16 protein-coding genes are annotated in these 15,925 nt (G+C 61.3%); 12 read left to right on the top strand and 4 right to left on the bottom strand.

The genetic code is table 11. From position 1 onward, the window contains the following. Positions 1 to 80: 80 nt before the first annotated feature. Positions 81 to 416, bottom strand: coding sequence for a winged helix-turn-helix domain-containing protein (locus M1E02_RS21305; protein ID WP_479378309.1), 336 nt, complete (start codon positions 414 to 416; stop codon positions 81 to 83). A gap of 246 nt (positions 417 to 662) precedes the next feature. On the opposite strand from M1E02_RS21305, the gene M1E02_RS21310 reads away from it, so the two are divergent. Genes M1E02_RS21310 through M1E02_RS21365 form a run of 12 tightly spaced genes read left to right on the top strand, consistent with a single transcriptional unit; the run spans position 663 to position 12,875 of the window. After that, complete coding sequence (locus M1E02_RS21310; protein ID WP_479378310.1) at positions 663 to 1,838, top strand: MinD/ParA family ATP-binding protein; 1,176 nt, start codon at positions 663 to 665, stop codon at positions 1,836 to 1,838. Next, a complete protein-coding gene (locus tag M1E02_RS21315) occupies positions 1,835 to 2,194 on the top strand; it encodes a hypothetical protein (protein WP_479378311.1) in 360 nt (119 codons plus the stop codon). Before M1E02_RS21310 ends, M1E02_RS21315 begins: the two co-directional genes overlap by 4 nt. Beyond that, positions 2,194 to 2,865, top strand: coding sequence for a DUF8175 domain-containg protein (locus tag M1E02_RS21320; RefSeq protein ID WP_479378312.1), 672 nt, complete (start codon positions 2,194 to 2,196; stop codon positions 2,863 to 2,865). Before M1E02_RS21315 ends, M1E02_RS21320 begins: the two co-directional genes overlap by 1 nt. Positions 2,866 to 2,867: 2 nt before the next feature. Further along, positions 2,868 to 4,361, top strand: a complete 1,494-nt coding sequence (locus tag M1E02_RS21325) for a hypothetical protein (RefSeq protein WP_479378313.1) — start codon at positions 2,868 to 2,870, stop codon at positions 4,359 to 4,361. 3 nt (positions 4,362 to 4,364) lie between these two features. Next, a complete protein-coding gene (locus tag M1E02_RS21330) occupies positions 4,365 to 5,984 on the top strand; it encodes an SCO6880 family protein (RefSeq protein WP_479378314.1) in 1,620 nt (539 codons plus the stop codon). Continuing rightward, a complete protein-coding gene (locus M1E02_RS21335; protein WP_479378315.1) occupies positions 5,984 to 7,567 on the top strand; it encodes an ATP/GTP-binding protein in 1,584 nt (527 codons plus the stop codon). The genes M1E02_RS21330 and M1E02_RS21335 overlap by 1 nt, the downstream gene beginning before the upstream one ends. A gap of 11 nt (positions 7,568 to 7,578) precedes the next feature. Further along, on the top strand, positions 7,579 to 9,402 hold the full coding sequence (locus M1E02_RS21340; RefSeq protein ID WP_479378316.1) for a type IV secretory system conjugative DNA transfer family protein: 1,824 nt from the start codon (positions 7,579 to 7,581) through the stop codon (positions 9,400 to 9,402). After that, entirely contained in the window at positions 9,399 to 10,085 is a 687-nt protein-coding gene (locus M1E02_RS21345) for a hypothetical protein (RefSeq protein ID WP_479378317.1), read from the top strand. Before M1E02_RS21340 ends, M1E02_RS21345 begins: the two co-directional genes overlap by 4 nt. After that, the gene (locus M1E02_RS21350) at positions 10,078 to 11,142 is read left to right on the top strand and encodes a transglycosylase SLT domain-containing protein (RefSeq protein WP_479378318.1); all 1,065 of its coding nucleotides are present in this window, start codon (positions 10,078 to 10,080) and stop codon (positions 11,140 to 11,142) included. The genes M1E02_RS21345 and M1E02_RS21350 overlap by 8 nt, the downstream gene beginning before the upstream one ends. Beyond that, entirely contained in the window at positions 11,139 to 11,726 is a 588-nt protein-coding gene (locus M1E02_RS21355) for a hypothetical protein (protein ID WP_479378319.1), read from the top strand. Before M1E02_RS21350 ends, M1E02_RS21355 begins: the two co-directional genes overlap by 4 nt. 27 nt (positions 11,727 to 11,753) lie before the next feature. Beyond that, a complete protein-coding gene (locus tag M1E02_RS21360; protein WP_479378320.1) occupies positions 11,754 to 12,278 on the top strand; it encodes a hypothetical protein in 525 nt (174 codons plus the stop codon). 36 nt (positions 12,279 to 12,314) lie between these two features. Then, positions 12,315 to 12,875 carry a hypothetical protein gene (locus M1E02_RS21365; RefSeq protein WP_479378321.1) on the top strand — a complete coding sequence of 187 codons (561 nt, stop codon included), beginning with the start codon at positions 12,315 to 12,317 and terminating at the stop codon, positions 12,873 to 12,875. 97 nt (positions 12,876 to 12,972) lie between these two features. On the opposite strand, the gene M1E02_RS21370 is transcribed toward M1E02_RS21365, so the two are convergent. The 3 genes from M1E02_RS21370 to M1E02_RS21380 form a co-directional block, all read right to left on the bottom strand. Beyond that, positions 12,973 to 14,127: a hypothetical protein gene (locus M1E02_RS21370; RefSeq protein WP_479378322.1), complete on the bottom strand. Its 1,155-nt coding sequence runs from the start codon at positions 14,125 to 14,127 to the stop codon at positions 12,973 to 12,975. Positions 14,128 to 14,200: 73 nt separating this feature from the next. Further along, positions 14,201 to 14,872, bottom strand: coding sequence for an AbiTii domain-containing protein (locus M1E02_RS21375; protein WP_479378323.1), 672 nt, complete (start codon positions 14,870 to 14,872; stop codon positions 14,201 to 14,203). 113 nt (positions 14,873 to 14,985) lie between these two features. Beyond that, positions 14,986 to 15,918, bottom strand: coding sequence for an AbiTii domain-containing protein (locus M1E02_RS21380; RefSeq protein WP_479378324.1), 933 nt, complete (start codon positions 15,916 to 15,918; stop codon positions 14,986 to 14,988). Positions 15,919 to 15,925: the final 7 nt, after the last annotated feature.

Genomic DNA, 15,925 nt, shown 5'->3' on the forward strand with positions numbered 1-15,925 from the left:
TGTTCACTACAGACATGTAACGTGCGTAGGGAAACAAGAAGGTATTGCTCTTTGACAGGCTTGTTATGGACTGCGGGCGCTCATCTACCGCGGAGATAGTTGACATAGGCAGGAAGCATCTCGAACTCCACAGCATCAATATTGGCCTCGTACTTCACGCGCTTGCCGTGTCGTTGGCCTGCGGGGGAGTCGGCAGTGACCGCCCCGGTAGCTTCGAGCGCTTCCAGATGATGCTGAAGGCTGGGCCGGGTCAGCTTCTTGTTGCCGTCCAGGACGATTCCCTTGAGGATCTCGCCGGTGGTGCACGGGCCGTTCTGGTGCAGGTAACGCAGGATGGCCGCGTGGGCTCGGTTTCCGAGAACTTCGATGGCTGCCTCAACCTCCTGCGGGTGATTGGGCTGGATGAGGCGCGGCATGCGTCTATCTTGCCCGATCATGTGGGTTGACCCTTAGTCTGGGAATTAGTGTATCGCTAAATGATCATCTTTAGTTTACAGTCAAATTCTGGAGCGGCGTTGAGGGGAGGGCGAGCGTTCATCAGTCCCGAGGCATCGAGAGCACTTAAAGACTGGCGGCCCCTGGTGGATTCATGACAACGAGTTTGTAAGTTACCGGACCTATAAGGGATCCGGGTTGGGAACTAGGAAGGTGGGACCTTTCCCATGACAGAGTTGAATTTTCCGGGCGCGCGGCGCTCGGACCTGTATGTAGAAACAGATGAGCGGCCCGAATCGGCGCCGGTCGCCACGGAAGCTTTCGAGGAACCTGCGGATCCGTTTGTTGATCCGGATGAGGTTGGGACAGTAGCTCCAGTCCTGGCACCGAAGAAGGACGCCGCGCTTGTTGTTCGATCAAAGACAACAGAACCGATCGCTAAGCCGGACGCGGAGACTGATGAGGATGCTGACCCTGTCGCGCCTGCCAAGGACGGGTTCAGGGGGTTCCTGAACCAGCTCTTCGGCCGCCTTTTCAACTTTGCTCCGTCAGCAAAGGAACTGGAGGCGCGGGAATCAATCGCGTCGCAGGGCTGTTTTGAAGATCTGATCCGCCAGTCCACCTGGACTCGTGCCGTGGGGCTGCTCGTGGCCAACAAGAAGGGCACAGCTGGTAAGACGCCGCTTTCGATCCTTCTTGGCGGGGTGCTGGCAGCAGTCCGTGGCGGGTCAGTGGCGATCCTTGAAACTTCCGATGACAAGGGCCAGCTGGCATATCGGGCTGAGGGCGACCCTCAGCTGGGCATGGGGGAGCTGGTCGCCAATATCTCCAACGTCCGTACCCAGTCGCAGCTGCGGGGCTACACAGTGACGCAGACAAGCTTCGCCTCGGTGATCGGTTCCACGCCCAAGTGGCGGCCGCCGCTGACCCGGGAAAACGTGCTCGATGTGTCCTCGATCGTCGATGAGCACTTCACGATGCGGGTTATGGATACCGGCAATCAGTACAGCTCGGGCCCGTTCGGCGCTGCCGTTGAGGTAGCCGACGTACTGGTCATCCCGACAATGCTTGCCCAGGACGCCGTCTCTGAGGCTCTTGAGCTGCTGGAGTTCCTGGAGCACCAAGGCCCGGAGGCTGCCCGGCTGGCACGGACCGCCATTGTGGTGATGATGTCCGACGGGCGCCCTGAGTTCAAGCCGTCGCGGTTGAAGAAGCAGTTCATGGACAAGGGCATCGCTGAGGATCACATCTACTCCGTCCCCTATGACGCCCACGTTGCGGAGCGCGGTGCACTCACGCTCGACAAGGTCGCCCCGGCAACTCGTCAGGCCTTGACCGCTATCGCAGCTGGCGTTGTCGCCCAAACCAACCAGAACGTCTTTGAAAAGGATCAGAACCGATGAGCATCATTCTTTCGACCTTGGCAGAGCTGTCGACAAGCGTCGTCCCTTCCACCATCGTTCAGGCCGGACCTGTGCCGATGATCGCAAACCCGTTTCCCGGCGTCCCCGACTTCACTTCCCTGGGCGGAAAGTTCACCGAATGGTGGCAGCGCCTCTTTGCTGTTGGCTGGGGCTTCGGCATCATCATTGCGGGCGCTTACCTGATTATCGGTTTGGTAGCCATGGCCAAAGCCGACGCGAACAATCCCCACGCTCACGCTGAAGGCAAGAAGAAGGCGACCGGCGCGGCCATCGGGCTGGCCTGCTTGGCAGGATTCGCCATCATTATCGGCGCGGTCCTCGCGGTGGCGGGCTAATGGTCCGCCGCAGCTCAACTGCCCCTGCCCAGCGCGGATTCCCGCGCTGGGCATGGCTCGTTGTCGGCGTCGTGGTTGCAATCGCCTTGGTTGGCGGTGTAAGCGCCTGGTACCAAGCCAACCCTCGTGCGAACGAACCGGCCGTAAGTTCTCCGGCGGCCACTGGTGGCGCCGGCGAGGCGCCTAACGGATGCCTCGCCGGTCCTGATAACACGGCCTCTGCCCTGTTGGACGGGCAGAAGTCCGCATCCCATACCCAAACCGGGGCAATCAGCGTCGCTGCCGGGATTTACCGGTGGGCTGGCTATTACCCGCGACACACGCCTGAGGATGTCCGAAAAGTCGCGTCGTCGGTCTTGGCACAGAACGCCACTGGGCAGATCGCAGACATCGAGAAAACACTGACCTCATCGAAGACCTACCCCGGGCTGACCTCGGAGTCTCTGAACTTCGCAGACGGTCGCTACTTGGTTGAGGAAAGCACCCAGGACATGGTTCGCGTGACCCTTGGCGGAGAACACATCCAGAACGGGAAGCCGCTGGGCAGCAAGATCGCCTCCACGTTCACGATGGTCTGGGAAGACGGCAAGTGGAAGGTCCGCAGCGACGGAACCGAACGGACCATTGACGAGCTTTTTGCCAATGGTGCTGCGTTCGCTGGGGGGTGCTGACCATGATGATCGCGGTTCCGATGGAAGATAAGCCCGGGCTCCCCGGAGTCCCTGGGCTCCTTGTTGATACTGCCAAGAATGTGGTCGGCGCTGTGAGCGGAGCTAAGGATGCGGCTGATGCCGTTGTCGCTACTACGAATTTCGCTGCTGACCCGTTGGGAGCGATTTTCAAGGCGACTCGTGATGGTGCGCATGGCTTGGCGAAGGATCTGCTGCCCGCCCTGTCGAAGGCCACCGAGCCGGATCTCACGGTGGACTGGTTCATTAGGGCTTACGCGATCAGCTTTGCCCTGGCGATCATCGTTTGGGGCTTCCTGCTGGTAGTCCAGTTCGTCGCTGTTGCCCGCGGAACTCTCGCTGGCCAGGAGTTCCTGGAGGTTTTGACCACCAAGACGGCGTTGTTCTTCGGCGGCGCACTGTTCGGGCCGATGATCGGCGTGATGCTGGTCAAGACGCTGGGAGCCCTTTCCGAGAGCCTTATCGGCTGGGGCATAACGTCCTCTGCAGATTCGATGATGGCGACGATGGACTCGATGCTCAAAACAGACGCAGGAGCACTTCCGGGTGGCGTAATCGTGGGCATCCTGCTGATGGTCTGCATGATCATCGGCTTGTTCGTCGTGGTGCTCATGCTGGCCGTGATGTTGGTAACGCTGTACTTCTCCGGCATCATGGCACCGCTGGGCATGGTCTGGTGGACCTCGTCCAAGCACGGCTCATTCGCTCGGAAGATTCCGCTGTTGTGGTTTGGCATTCTCGCCTGCCACCCACTGCTGTTTTTCATGCTGGGAATTTCCTACAACATGATCGCCGCTTCCGCCTCGTGGATGAAGTGGACCGATGGTCTTGGCACGCTGATGAACCTTATCGCGTCCTTTATCGCTCTGATGATTGCCGGTCTGGCACCCATGATGCTGATGAAATTCGCCCCAGTGATCCCGTCAGGTGCGGGCGGCCAGCAGGGCCCCTCGTTCAGTCCTCCTCAGAAGCATTACGGACCCCAGAGCATGGGGGATGTGAAGGACATGAACCGCAAGGACGCTTCCAGCGCCGAATCGGGCGGTTCCGGCGGCGGTTCAGGCTCAGGGTCTGCGGAGGCAGCGTCTCCGGAAGATGGGTCTCTCGTCCGCAAGCTTCGCGAGCTTAATGGTGGCTCTCCGGCTGATGCCGGATCCGGTGCCGGCGGGGGTGCGGAAGCAATGCAGGGTGGTGGCGGTCCCAAGGCCGGTGCAGGCGCGAAAGCCGGCGCGGGTGCTGAGGCCGGCGCTGGTGGAGCGGTTACCGGCGGTGCCGAGGGTATGGCGGCCGCTGGTGCCGCTGAGTCCTCGACCGGAGCAGGGGCGGCGATCGGCATACCTACCCTGCTGGCCGCCGGAGCGGTGGCGGCCGCGGAGAAGGCAAAGGAAGTTGGCGAAGAAGCCGCGCGGCTGGGCGCAGCCGGCGGAGAGTACGCAGCAGGCGGCATGGACGACGAAACGGAACGGTACAGGGGATAAACGATGGCAACGCGATTCATTGGTGGGGAATCGGGACACCGGAGTTTCTTCGGGGGCATCCAGTCCAAAACACAGTTGGTCGGGTTGGCCGGATGCGTATTTGTTGGCTTCTTCGGCATGATGTTCACCGGCTGGCCGGGCCTGGTAGTTGGCGTGCTGTCCGGTGTGGTCGTTTACCTGGTGACGGCCTCGACGCACCGCGGCTCCTACTGGGAGCGGCGTAAGCGCCGGGTGCGCTGGAAGGAACGTCAGAAGGCCGGCACTGACCGGTTCATTCCCTACAGCGCAGCTGCTTGGGAAGAGGCCAACGCTCTGGCGGACTTGGCCACGAGTAAAGAAGAAAAGGCCAGGATCATCGCCGCCGTCCGATCTCGTCCGGACGGAGCCGACGGGATGGGCTGGCTTGATGCCCGGACCGGAAAGCCTGGGATCGCCTGGCAGGCCCCCATCGGTGAAGACCCGTATCTGTCAGTGGCGTTCGAAGTCTCCGGGCAGCTGCGCGGAGCTGAGTCCCAGCGCAAGCAGGATCAGGCCCAGAATGGCTTTGGTTCGATGCTGGCGGGGTTCGCCCCGGCATCGAAACTTGTCAGCGGAGTCCAGTCCATCACGCGTGTCCTTCCTCCGGATCTTGCTCTGAACGAAGCCTGGGTTGAAGATCATCTGGCCGCAGATGCGCACCCTAAGGCCGTCCGCTCGTACCAGGAGGTTCTGGAGCGAACTGGCCGGGATACGTTCGTGCAGCGTCACCTCGTTGTCGGCCGGTGGCCGCTGACTCCTGATTTCTATGCCACTGCTGCCCGGTACGGGGCTGGTCGGGATGGTTGGCGGCTGTTGATGGCCGCGGAAATCTCTTCCCTTGCCCGCTCGTTGCGTGCTGCCAAGCTGGGGCAGGTACGGCCTTTGACCGCCCGCGCGGTGGTGGCCATGATGCTGCACCAGCAGAATCCGTCGCGGCCGCCGTTGATGGTTTCGGGCGTCAAGGCCGATCAGATGGGCCTTCCGTCGCAGGACCAGTGGAACTCCACCTGGGTCAAAGGAACCAATCCGATTACTGGTGAAGAGGTCGTTTGGGGTCACCGGACGGCCATGATCAGCGCCGAGAACATGGAGACGGGGGAACGGACCCCGTACTGGCTGCTGTCGTTGCTGCACAATGCCGGCTCCGGGGCACGGACGTTGAGCTTTCAGCTGGAAACAGTCCCGGCTGAGCAGGCACGTCAGCTGGCGTCAAAGGACGTTGTGCGGGACATGGCCGCGGTGATCGCGAAGCAGAAGAAAGGCCAGCTGGTTGATCCGGCAACCGATGTGAACCTGAAGTCCGCAAGGGCGCGCGGTGCTGACTTGATGCCGGGGACCGGCCAGCATGGCGTGAACTGGGTTGGCTTCATCACCATTTCCGCCCGGACACAGGCAGGCCTGACGGAGGCCGCCCGCCGCCTGGAAGAGACGGCGGGAACGTCTGCCGGGATCCAGAAACTTGAGTGGCTGGACACGTACCAGTCCGCGGCCGCCGGTACCACGTGGCCGATCTACAGGGGTACCCGTCCGGCGACACCGACGCTTGGAGCCAAGATGATGAACCAGCTTGCAGGACGTGGCGAGAAGGAAGAGAAGGTGGCCTGATGGGCGCGGTCGAAGAACTCAGCAAGGAAGCCATTACCGAACCCCGGGAGCTGGGATTTCCTCTGATTCCTGAAGTGGAAGAGAGGGTCATCGTCGATGATCCAGGGGCGAAGGGCTCCTGGATCCAGAGAGTGCCGCTCGTGGGCGGCATCGTCAGAACGTTTTCTGCCCCTGTCATCGAAGAGGCAGAAGTTTTGGAGTCGGGGGAGTGGCCTCCGTACGCCGAGCAGGGCACCAGGTTGAGGGTGAATGAGCGTAAGGCCAAGAACGGGTTCTATGCTCCGGCGTTCCAGGGCGCCCCGACGACGACGCGGCAAGCGGAGATCCTTAACACGGCCTTGATCGCGGCACCTACAGGTGTTGAAGGCGTCGCCGCGGGCCGGGACGTCCTGTCGCAGACGGCCATCAGCAAGGATCCGTTCACTGATTACAACTCCACCCCGCGCCGGATCACCTCGACGAATGTCCTGGTTGTCGGTGACGTTGGAGCTGGTAAGTCCGCGTACACCAAAACGGTGTACGTTATCCGTCCGTTGATCCTGCGGAACCGCCGGGCAGTGGTCTTCGATAAGAAGAACGAAAAGGACGAAGGCGAATACTCAGCCATCGTGCGGGAATTCAAAGGTGACCACATCAGGTTCCGCATGGACGGCGCCGGAGTCATTTTCAACATCATGGACCCCTCCATTTCGGGCGTGAATGACGACGGGTTGAACAACCAGCTCGTCTACCTGAACACCATTCCGGCCCTGATCCGTGAGGGACGCGGACCTAACGAATGGGAACGGAAAGCGCTGCGCCTGGGCTACCGGACCATGATGCGGAACTTCGAGGGAACCCGAACCCCAACCACCGCCGATCTGCACGACCTTCTCGGCATCATTGACCCAACTGACGCCAGTCTGGCTGGTATGAGCACAGCGACACTGGAAAAGCTCCACGAAGCGGGAATCTCGATGCGGTTCTGCTTCAACGAACTGCTGGAAACATACGGGTCCATCTTCGACGGCGAAACGTCCGCCGAGATCCGTTTGAACAAGACGCTGACTTCGTTCGATATTTCCCAGCTGCCGGACACCGGGCCGGCCATTCCCATGGTGATGGGGTTGGCGAACCTGTGGCTTCTCGGCACTGTCCGCCGCCCCGAGTACCGGGGCATCCGGACCAACGTGATCAACGAGGAAGCCGGGCACATCCTGGGCGGCCCGATGGCCCTTCAGCAGCGCTCCAACATCAAGCTCTCCCGTGGCCTTGGCCTGTCGAACATTTACAACATCCACAAAGGTGCCACGGACGTTCCCGCAGGATCCCCGGGCATGGCCGTGATCGAAGAGGCGCAGACGGTGCACATCTTCCGGCAAGACAAGCCTGAAGCTGCCCAGTGGTGCGTCAGGACATTCGGGCTGAACCCGGAATCAGCGAACGACATCATGGTTCTTCGCAATGGCCACCACCTCCTCAAGTCCGGTGCGGACGCACCCGAGGTGGAGATCGAGCATGTCCGTTCCGCTTGGGAAGTTCAAATGACCGATACGGATTCGGCACTGCGCGAAACCGACTCCGCTTACGCGGACGTGGCCTGAAGGGGAAGACCATGAATGACAACGTCTCTGTGGAGAAACACAACCCGGGCGGCTCGACGGTCAAGAAGACTGAGCGGGAACTGATTGTCCTGGCCATCCTTTCCGCTGGCCTGTGGCACTTGGCCCTGGTCTGGACGACGGGTCTGCCCTTCTCGAAGTGGCTGGATACGTGGAAGGCGCTCATCGGCTCGCTGATCGGGCTGATAACAACGGACAGGGCTACCTCTCCGGTTGCGGTGAACGGTAACCCCGCAGACCAGTGGGGCTGGCCGCTTACCGTCTGGATCATCCTCGTAGTGCTGCTGATCGCTGCCTACATCGGTGCCCTCTTCGGCCTCAAAGCCCTTCGTGCACGGCGTCGGAAAGCGAAGACCGGTGAGAAGGGAATGAGTACCGCGAAGGCCATCAAGGCCCGCATCGAGGGTCCCGATCGTTCTTCCCTCGCTCCTGCCGTCTATCTGCTGGACGGACAGAAGATCAGCATCCGGCTCGAAGACACCGCATGCACCGTGGCACCGCCCAAGTGGGGAAAAACGACGTACATGGTTGCCGGACAGGTAGCCGACGCTGTCGGGGCCGTCATCACCACCAGCACGCGCCCAGACGTGCTGCGGCTGACCGTGGGGATCCGCAAAGACCTGGGCAAGGTCTACGTTGCCGACTTCGACGGGCTGAGCCAGTACCCGAACAAGGTCCGGTGGGACATGGTGGCCGGCTGCAAGGATCCGCAGATAGCGTCCGAGCGGGCCGCGGCAATGGTGAACGCCATGCCACGTACCGGTGCCCCGTCGTCGGCTGACCGGTATTTCGATTCAGGCTGCGTCATGATCCTGGAGGCGCTGCTGCACGCGGCTGCGCTGAAGGACGGCGGTTCCATGCGGGACGTGCTGCGGTGGTCCCAGAACTTCTCCGAACACGAGCCGACCAACATCCTCCGCGCGAAATCCACAACCGTGAAGACCTGGGCCGGGAACCTGGACGAATGGTGCCGACAGAACAACCCGGACACGATCGGCAACACCAAAACCACACTGGGCAAGATCACCGGTCCGATGAAGAACGAAAACGTGCTCTCGATGCTGTGCCCCACCGAGAACGATCCGGGCATCAACATCGATACCTTCACGGACGCGCCGAACACTTTGTACTGCCTGACCCGTGTCTCGATGAACGCTTCAACGGCCCCGATTGTCACCGCCCTGGTCGAATCCCTCGTTCAGGCCGCTATCCGCAAATCTGGTGCCATGGCATCAGGCAAACTCGATGTCCCCTTGTCTCCGATCCTTGACGAGGTCGCTAACACCTGCGCGTTGCCTTCGTTGCCTTCGATGATGTCTGAGGGTGGCGGCAACGGCATCCACACCTCCGTTTTTGCCCAGACCTATTCCCAGCTCGTGAACCGGTGGGGTGAGGAAGGCGCGGAGACGATCTTCGATTCGGCGGCCGCAAAGACAATCTTCGGCGGCATCTCGGACGTGAAGTTCCTGACCAAGATCTCCGACCTGATCGGCCGGCACTGGGTGGAGCACACCTCCACCTCATCCTCAACCGGCAAGGACGGGACACCCACCGTGAACATCTCCAAATCCAAGCAGCTTGACCAGAAGATGCGGGTTGATGAGATCCGCAAGCTTCCCCAGGGCAAGGTCCTGCTGATGTACCGCGAAATTGAAGCCGTTGTCGACGTCGTGCCGTACTGGGAACGCTCCGATAAGGCGAAGTTCTATGACTCCAAAGCCTGGTGCCTGGACAAGGAAGGCATTTCTACCGAGAACGCCGCGCAGGCAGCTGCAGCTGAGGCCGCCGCGGAAGCCAACCTGGTGGAGGCATCATGAGCCAGGAACCGGCTCCGGAAGAAGAATTCATGCCTGATGATGCCTGGCTGCCACCGGAAGACGCGGCACCAGCAGCCCCGCCTGCAGGGGTGAACAGCCAAACCGGAGAAATGACGGGGGCCGAGGCCATCCCCGAAATGCTTGAGCGGCTGGGCGAAGTCGAAGAACTGGCAGCTTCCCTGTACGAGGAACTGACAAACTACCCGGCCGGCGGGCCGTGGTTCTGGGCGGAACTGAACGCGGAGAAGCGGAAGGAACTGTGGGCCGAGCTCGACGGGTTTGTTACCTGGCTGCAGAACCGGATTCTCCGGAACTCATCCAACTCTGAGTTCTGGATCCCTGCATGCTGGTACCGCCACCCTGACGCGGTGGAGATGTTGACTGCGCTGATGGTCGCGCACAAGGCGGCCTATCGTTCGAAGTCCAAGAAGCCGAGCTTTGACCTGATTGACTGGTTCGGCCGTGGGTTGTGGCCGACGATGGAAACCTTCAAGACCCGCATGACCTTCAAGAACTGCGTTGAGGGGCACTACGACGTCACCGGTTCCGGCCTTGAACTCAGCGCCCGCAGCAACGACTTCCAGGCTTTCGTCAGCCTGGAAACGGCCGAGCCCGCTCAGCTGACCGAAAACACTCCCGTAGATCCACAGGAGAACTTTTCAGGAACGCCGGCCAATGCGTAAGGCCGGGCTCCTACTGTTGCTGCCATTCCTCCTCGTGGGCTCACTGATCATGGTGACCCTGTTCTCGGTCTCCGGGGCATCCCCGGCGGCCGCCGCCTGCATCAGCGTCAACGGTGCGGCGTTCAACCAGGAAGCAGTCCCTAACGGCTGGGGCCCCCTGGTGGAGAAGGCCGCGAAAGACTCCGGTATCCCAGCCTCTGTTCTGGCCGCTCAGCTGGAACAGGAGAGCGGCTGGAACCCCAACGCCAGATCAGTGGTAGGTGCCTCAGGTCTTGCCCAGTTCATGCCCGGCACCTGGCCCTCCTACGGCAACGGCGGGGATCCGCTGAACCCGGCGGATGCGATACCTGCCCAAGGCAGGTACATGGCCGCGCTCATGAAGCAGCTGGACCCCATTGCCAAAAAGGCCGGACAAGATCCCGTGAGGTTGGCCCTGGCCGGATACAACGCCGGACCCGGAGCGGTCGAGAAGTACGCGGGCATCCCTCCTTTCGGCGAAACAACCGAGTACGTTTCCAAGATCATGCTCTCCGCGCAGGAAAAGTACGGGCAGGCCTGCCCTGCAGGGGACAGCGGCGGCGTCCAGGTCGGCACCCTCAGCGGCAAATGGACACACCCGCTGCCCGGTGCCCAGATCACCTCCGGCTACGGCCCGCGCCCGGCCCCTCCTGGAACAGCCGGCGGAGTGCTGGCCAGCTTCCACTACGGGACCGACTTCTCCACCCCCGGCCAGCCCGGAACCGTCGTTGCCGTAACGGATATGAAAATCACCATCGCCAACAACCTCGACGGGCAGTTCGGAACACGTGTGGACGGCACCACCACCGACGGCAAGCTCACCATCGGCTACTACCACATGGCTCCGGGCAGCCTGCGGGTCAAAGTAGGCGATACCGTCGCCGCCGGAACTCCCTTGGGAACCGAAGGTGCGACCGGGAACGTCTTTGGCCGGCACCTGCACCTTGAATTCTTCACCGGAACACCGGCGAACCCGACAATCCCCGTCAACCCCACAGTGGACCCGGTACCGATCCTGAAAGCGAAAGGCGTCCTGTGAAAACGCTGAAGACCCTGACCGTTCTTGCCCTTGCAGCCGTGCTGCCCCTTGCCGGGTGCGCCCAGCCGACGCCGGCCGCGGAGCCCCTGCCCGCGACGTCCCCGGCGACGGCGCCGCAGCCGGTACCCTTCGATGCCACCGTGAAGCAGCTGCTCGAGGTGGACAGGGTGAACCCCGACAAAGTCGCGAAAGCCTTCGCAACCCTGGTCACCAGCTGGGATGTATCAACGGACCGGACCGAAACGGCGGCCGCCATGCGCGCGAAACCACTCATGGCCGCCGAACTCGCCGCCCGCACAGCTGAACCCGAGCGCAACGGCTCCCAGGCGTTGTGGCTGGAGCTGGGACCACTCAAGGCCGTTTCAGTTCCGGTGATCGGCCCCGGCGTCCCGCTCGACGGCGACGAAGGAACAGACACCGAGGACATCGCCTACCGGAACGTGACAGCAAACTGGTCCTGGACCGACACCACGGGCAAGCACCTCAGAAACGACGACCGGAAAAGGAACATCTTCATGATCCTCACCCGCCACAACGGGGCGTGGTCTGTGTACGACTACACCACCGAAGATTTGCCCGCATAACCAGCACCACCACAACTGGAGGAAACAATGGACGATCAGCAACGAGCGGCTAAATTGGCCGAAATCCGGCGTCTGGCGCAGATGGACAATGTTTGGGTTCGACTGGTGAAAATCCCATCGTTGGGGAACCTCATGGGGATCTACTCGACTCTTCCTGAATGGGGACTCTACGGGCACAGCACCGAGAGCCTCGGGCTTGTACCTCTAGCGAGCTTGAAGCAGGGCAGCGAAATTCCGGTCGTCCAAGGCATCGGCCTCGACGTCGGCGCAGGACGCGACGTCAGGTTCCTGCGCTTGGCCCCCGGGAGCCTGGAAGAAGATCCGGAAGTAGTAGTTGCCGGTAACTTCGGTGACCGCCATCCAGACGAATGGGTAAACCAGCTCTTCACTGACGGTCGCGGCGTCCTGGCAATTGGCGAGAAGTCACCGGAGCGGTTCGCAACCATGGGGGACTGGATGGACACGTGGCACATCGGAATCGTGCACACCACCGGTTACTACACCGCCGATGGAGTCAGTGCCCGCCGGCCTGAACCAACAAGATTCTCCTAACGCACGCGCATTGAACGAATCTACGAAGGATGACAAATGACCTCTGAGGACGATTTCCGCGCCGCGGCCGACTCTGTTTCCAACGCCCTCCGGGGCGCCATGAATATCAGGGCAGGAGAAGACAACAACTTCGAGAAGACGAAATCCCTGGTTGACTTCCCAATCCGGCCGCTGGTCAACATGGTTGATCTGCCGGGGCTGCCCAGCGTGCTGATAAACCTTCGCCATCGAGGCCCTGAAGGGCGGGCGGCGTGGAAAGCCCTGAAGCGCCGTGGCCTCGCCCCGTACACAAGCCTTCTCGGTAAAGCCGGCCCGCTCCCCTTTGCCCCGGACGGTTGGGGATATGCCGTGTGGCCCAGTCAGGTGCTTGTCCTGGCATCTTCGCCGGACAAGTCACCCCGGAAGGTCGTGTTTGAACAGTTCCAGGGCGACCTCGACTGGTATCGGAGCATCAGCGAGAGTTCCGGCGGCTTGCTGGGAATGTTCGTTATCAACGAGACACCAACGGAGTTCACCGCAGACCGCCTTGAGTCGCTGGCCAATCAAGGCCGAGTGTTGGGCGGGGCCCTGGCGGGCATGCTTATGAGCGAGGTCTAAACCCACATACTCGGAGGACCGGCAGACCCACCCACCTTCCTGCCGGTCCTTCGTTCCTCTCTCGCCCTTGCGGGAGGGATAGGAGCCACCGCCCCGGCTATCGCTGATAGCCGGGGCGGTGGCTTCTTTGCTGCACTAACGGTTCGGGGGCCACTCCGTTGTCAGCTTCGGCCGCACGCTGTTTCCGCAGCTGCACTAAGGCTGCTTTGACCCTCTCGGCGCCGGCCGGTTGCATGATGGTCTCTGCGCTGCGGATGATCGAGTCCTCTGTGCGGGGCCGGCCGCCTGTCCTTGGCTGTCGGGCCTGCCGGATGTAGGCGTTCGCAGCCTCAACGAGGCGGCGCGGTTCGTTGGTGGCCACGGCAAGCGTCACCTCCTGCTCAACGTTCTTCCCAGCTGCCCCGGCGATGCGCCGTATCCGCGCCAGGGCTTCGCTTTCGGAGCCGCCAAACACTACACTGGAGGCAGAAGCAACAGCGGGCCCTCTGCCCCGGTTAAGGCCGGATTCATGGGAGACAGCCTGCTGGACCCCCGGACTTGGCTGCGGCAGATGGGGGTTGCTTCGTTTAACGGACACATCCGCGCCATCCACGTGCAGCACCGTGGAGATGCCCTGCAGGGGTTCGAACCATTGTTTGTCCCCGACGGCCAGGTTCCGTCTGAATGCCCACACGCTCAGGTCAGCCGCCCACAACAAGGGTTCCTTGCCCGGAGAGGTGTGGTGAACCTGGACGTGACGGTCGATGCTGCCAGCGCTTCGCAGCTGCTTTATCACGTGCGCGTCATCAGCATCCCCGCCCGGGTGGACCCGTGCGTTTCGGGACTCGATCACAAGGAGCCGCACGGCGTTCGGACCTGAACCGCGGGTGAGTTCCTTCGTCAAAGCACCCAGGCATTCGTGCCGGGCGGTTTTCATGGCCGGATCGTCTTTCCGGATCTGTGTCTGCACCGTGACGATGTTGTACTCCGCTGCGCCGGCAATGTAGTCGATCATCTCTTTGATGACCCGTTTCCCTGCAGCGCTGCGATAGGCCTCGGTGGTGTGCCAATAGGTACTTCCGGGGATGTCCATCAGGACGTCCCGGACAAGGGCTCCCTGGTCGCGACCGACGATAACTGCAGACATCGAATAGAAGGGCCGCTCATCAGAGTGCAGCGGTTCCCGGTAGGACTCATCGATGTACGCAACCGGCCCAGTCGTGGTCCGGTACAGCTCGGCCAGTGGCTTATCGGTCAGGCCAAAGCCATGCATTCCCCCCAATGGGCCCTGCCTTCTCTATCGGAAGCTCCAAGCGTACCGGGTTGCCCGGGCCCTCCGAATGTGACTACTTCGTATTTTGGGTGTTCTTTTCGCCCATGACCACGGCGTTCGTCCCGCCATGGATGTGCGTGTTGTAGATGTTGGTCACGGCTTCCCTGACGGCCTCATCCTGCACGGTGGGCCCTCCTGGTTCTCCGGCTTCAGGAAAAGCTTGCTGCAGCTCCAAGGCCATCATCAGCGCGCGATTGCGAACGCCGGCTATAACGCCCTTGATTTGCACGGAAGTCAGCAGCTGCTTAACCGAGTAGATTTGGCAGCCCTCGACTAGGGGCACTTTGCGCTCGTCCGCAAGGCCGCGAAGATGTTGGACAACCTGAAGGGGCCAGTATTTCTGGAGGCCTTCAACAGATGCTTCCAACTCGTCTACGGGCTCAGCGTAGGAGTGAGTGAAAAAGTCTCCCAGTGATTCAGGGACCAACTTCCTGTCCAGCCGGTGGTCATAGATGCTGCCGCCGTAACCCGTCCAGCGGACGATGACGGGCGTGGCTAAGCGCTGCCTGTAGGTCGGGTAGTCATCGTAAAGGTCTGTTCCATACCCAGTCAGTTCCTTCTTGCACCATTCGATGATGGGTTGGGACTGCATCCTGGTTCCAACGACAAGGAGTTTCCTGAGCGCGGAGCTGGTGTCATCGGAGTTCCCAGCCAAGACGTTGACGGTGTCATCGAGAATGGTCATGCATCTTTATAGCAGCGCACATTAGGAAACGATGACGCGGGACACGAGCAGGGCAGTCACCCCTGGGACGTAGTCGGTACCGTGATGCAAGGCACCCGGCCCGCAGGACGCAGCTACGGGATAGGGACTCCTGTGAAGCCCGTGATGGCCATCTTCACAGCTGCTATGGCTGGTGGTGTGGCCACAGCACCGGCTATCTTGATGGCACCGGCACCCAGCTTGCCCAAAAAGTCCTTAACCGCGTTGCCCGGCTTGTTGCCATCTTCCTCCAGCGCTTGGCTAAGAGCGGTCCGATCTTCACTACCCAGTCCCAGCTGTTCCAGGGCGAACATAAGTGCATCGGAGTCACCTTGGGTGATGGTCACGTTTTGAGTGACATTCTCGCCCATACCCACGGTGTTCGTACCGCCGTGGATGTTCGTTTCAAAGTGGTAGTTCACGGTTCGCTCAACTTCCTTGTCCTGTACTGTCGGCCCATTCACTTCACCAGCGCCTGGGATATCTGCTTGGAGTTCCAGCGCAAGCATTAATGCCTTGTTGCGGACTGAGTCAACCACACCGCGAAGTAGGGCCGTGGTTACGATCCGCTCCACGGAGTGAACTTGGTGCATCTCCACTGAAAGCGTACGTCCCGTCGCCGACCAGCGGTTGAATTGGTCAACGGCGGAAAACGGCCACGACTTGCTGAGGGTCCCCTTGGCCTGTGCCAGCTGCTCCAACTCGGCAAGGGACTCGTCGAACCAGCAGTTGAACCAGACATGACGGAAGTTGGTTTCGTCCGGGACGTCCTCCTTTGTAATGAGGTGCTTTTGCCAGGCTCCGAAAGGTCCTGTGAACAGTGCCTGCACTGGAACCTGAAGCGGACCCCGGTAGATCGGGTAGTCGTCCATGTCGACACCGCTCAGGCCGTTCAGTTCCCCATTTACCCAGTGGACGATGGCATCCGATTTCAACCGCTTCCCCACCACCAGAAACTTGCGAAGCGCGTTCGAGGTAGTCAGCGTGTCATCGCTGAGGCCGTCTATTAGGGCGTCCAGAGTGGTCATTCAAGCT

The sequence above is a fragment of the Arthrobacter sp. Z5-13 genome, assembly GCF_056499105.1.

Excerpts from the sequence above, each read along its gene's own strand:
- M1E02_RS21305 (WP_479378309.1), bottom strand. The coding sequence starts at position 416 with ATGCCGCGCCTCATCCAGCCCAATCACCCGCAGGAGGTTGAGGCAGCC.
- M1E02_RS21310 (WP_479378310.1), top strand. The coding sequence starts at position 663 with ATGACAGAGTTGAATTTTCCGGGCGCGCGGCGCTCGGACCTGTATGTA.
- M1E02_RS21315 (WP_479378311.1), top strand. The coding sequence starts at position 1,835 with ATGAGCATCATTCTTTCGACCTTGGCAGAGCTGTCGACAAGCGTCGTC.
- M1E02_RS21320 (WP_479378312.1), top strand. The coding sequence starts at position 2,194 with ATGGTCCGCCGCAGCTCAACTGCCCCTGCCCAGCGCGGATTCCCGCGC.
- M1E02_RS21325 (WP_479378313.1), top strand. The coding sequence starts at position 2,868 with ATGATGATCGCGGTTCCGATGGAAGATAAGCCCGGGCTCCCCGGAGTC.
- M1E02_RS21330 (WP_479378314.1), top strand. The coding sequence starts at position 4,365 with ATGGCAACGCGATTCATTGGTGGGGAATCGGGACACCGGAGTTTCTTC.
- M1E02_RS21335 (WP_479378315.1), top strand. The coding sequence starts at position 5,984 with ATGGGCGCGGTCGAAGAACTCAGCAAGGAAGCCATTACCGAACCCCGG.
- M1E02_RS21340 (WP_479378316.1), top strand. The coding sequence starts at position 7,579 with ATGAATGACAACGTCTCTGTGGAGAAACACAACCCGGGCGGCTCGACG.
- M1E02_RS21345 (WP_479378317.1), top strand. The coding sequence starts at position 9,399 with ATGAGCCAGGAACCGGCTCCGGAAGAAGAATTCATGCCTGATGATGCC.
- M1E02_RS21350 (WP_479378318.1), top strand. The coding sequence starts at position 10,078 with ATGCGTAAGGCCGGGCTCCTACTGTTGCTGCCATTCCTCCTCGTGGGC.
- M1E02_RS21360 (WP_479378320.1), top strand. The coding sequence starts at position 11,754 with ATGGACGATCAGCAACGAGCGGCTAAATTGGCCGAAATCCGGCGTCTG.
- M1E02_RS21365 (WP_479378321.1), top strand. The coding sequence starts at position 12,315 with ATGACCTCTGAGGACGATTTCCGCGCCGCGGCCGACTCTGTTTCCAAC.
- M1E02_RS21370 (WP_479378322.1), bottom strand. The coding sequence starts at position 14,127 with ATGCATGGCTTTGGCCTGACCGATAAGCCACTGGCCGAGCTGTACCGG.
- M1E02_RS21375 (WP_479378323.1), bottom strand. The coding sequence starts at position 14,872 with ATGACCATTCTCGATGACACCGTCAACGTCTTGGCTGGGAACTCCGAT.
- M1E02_RS21380 (WP_479378324.1), bottom strand. The coding sequence starts at position 15,918 with ATGACCACTCTGGACGCCCTAATAGACGGCCTCAGCGATGACACGCTG.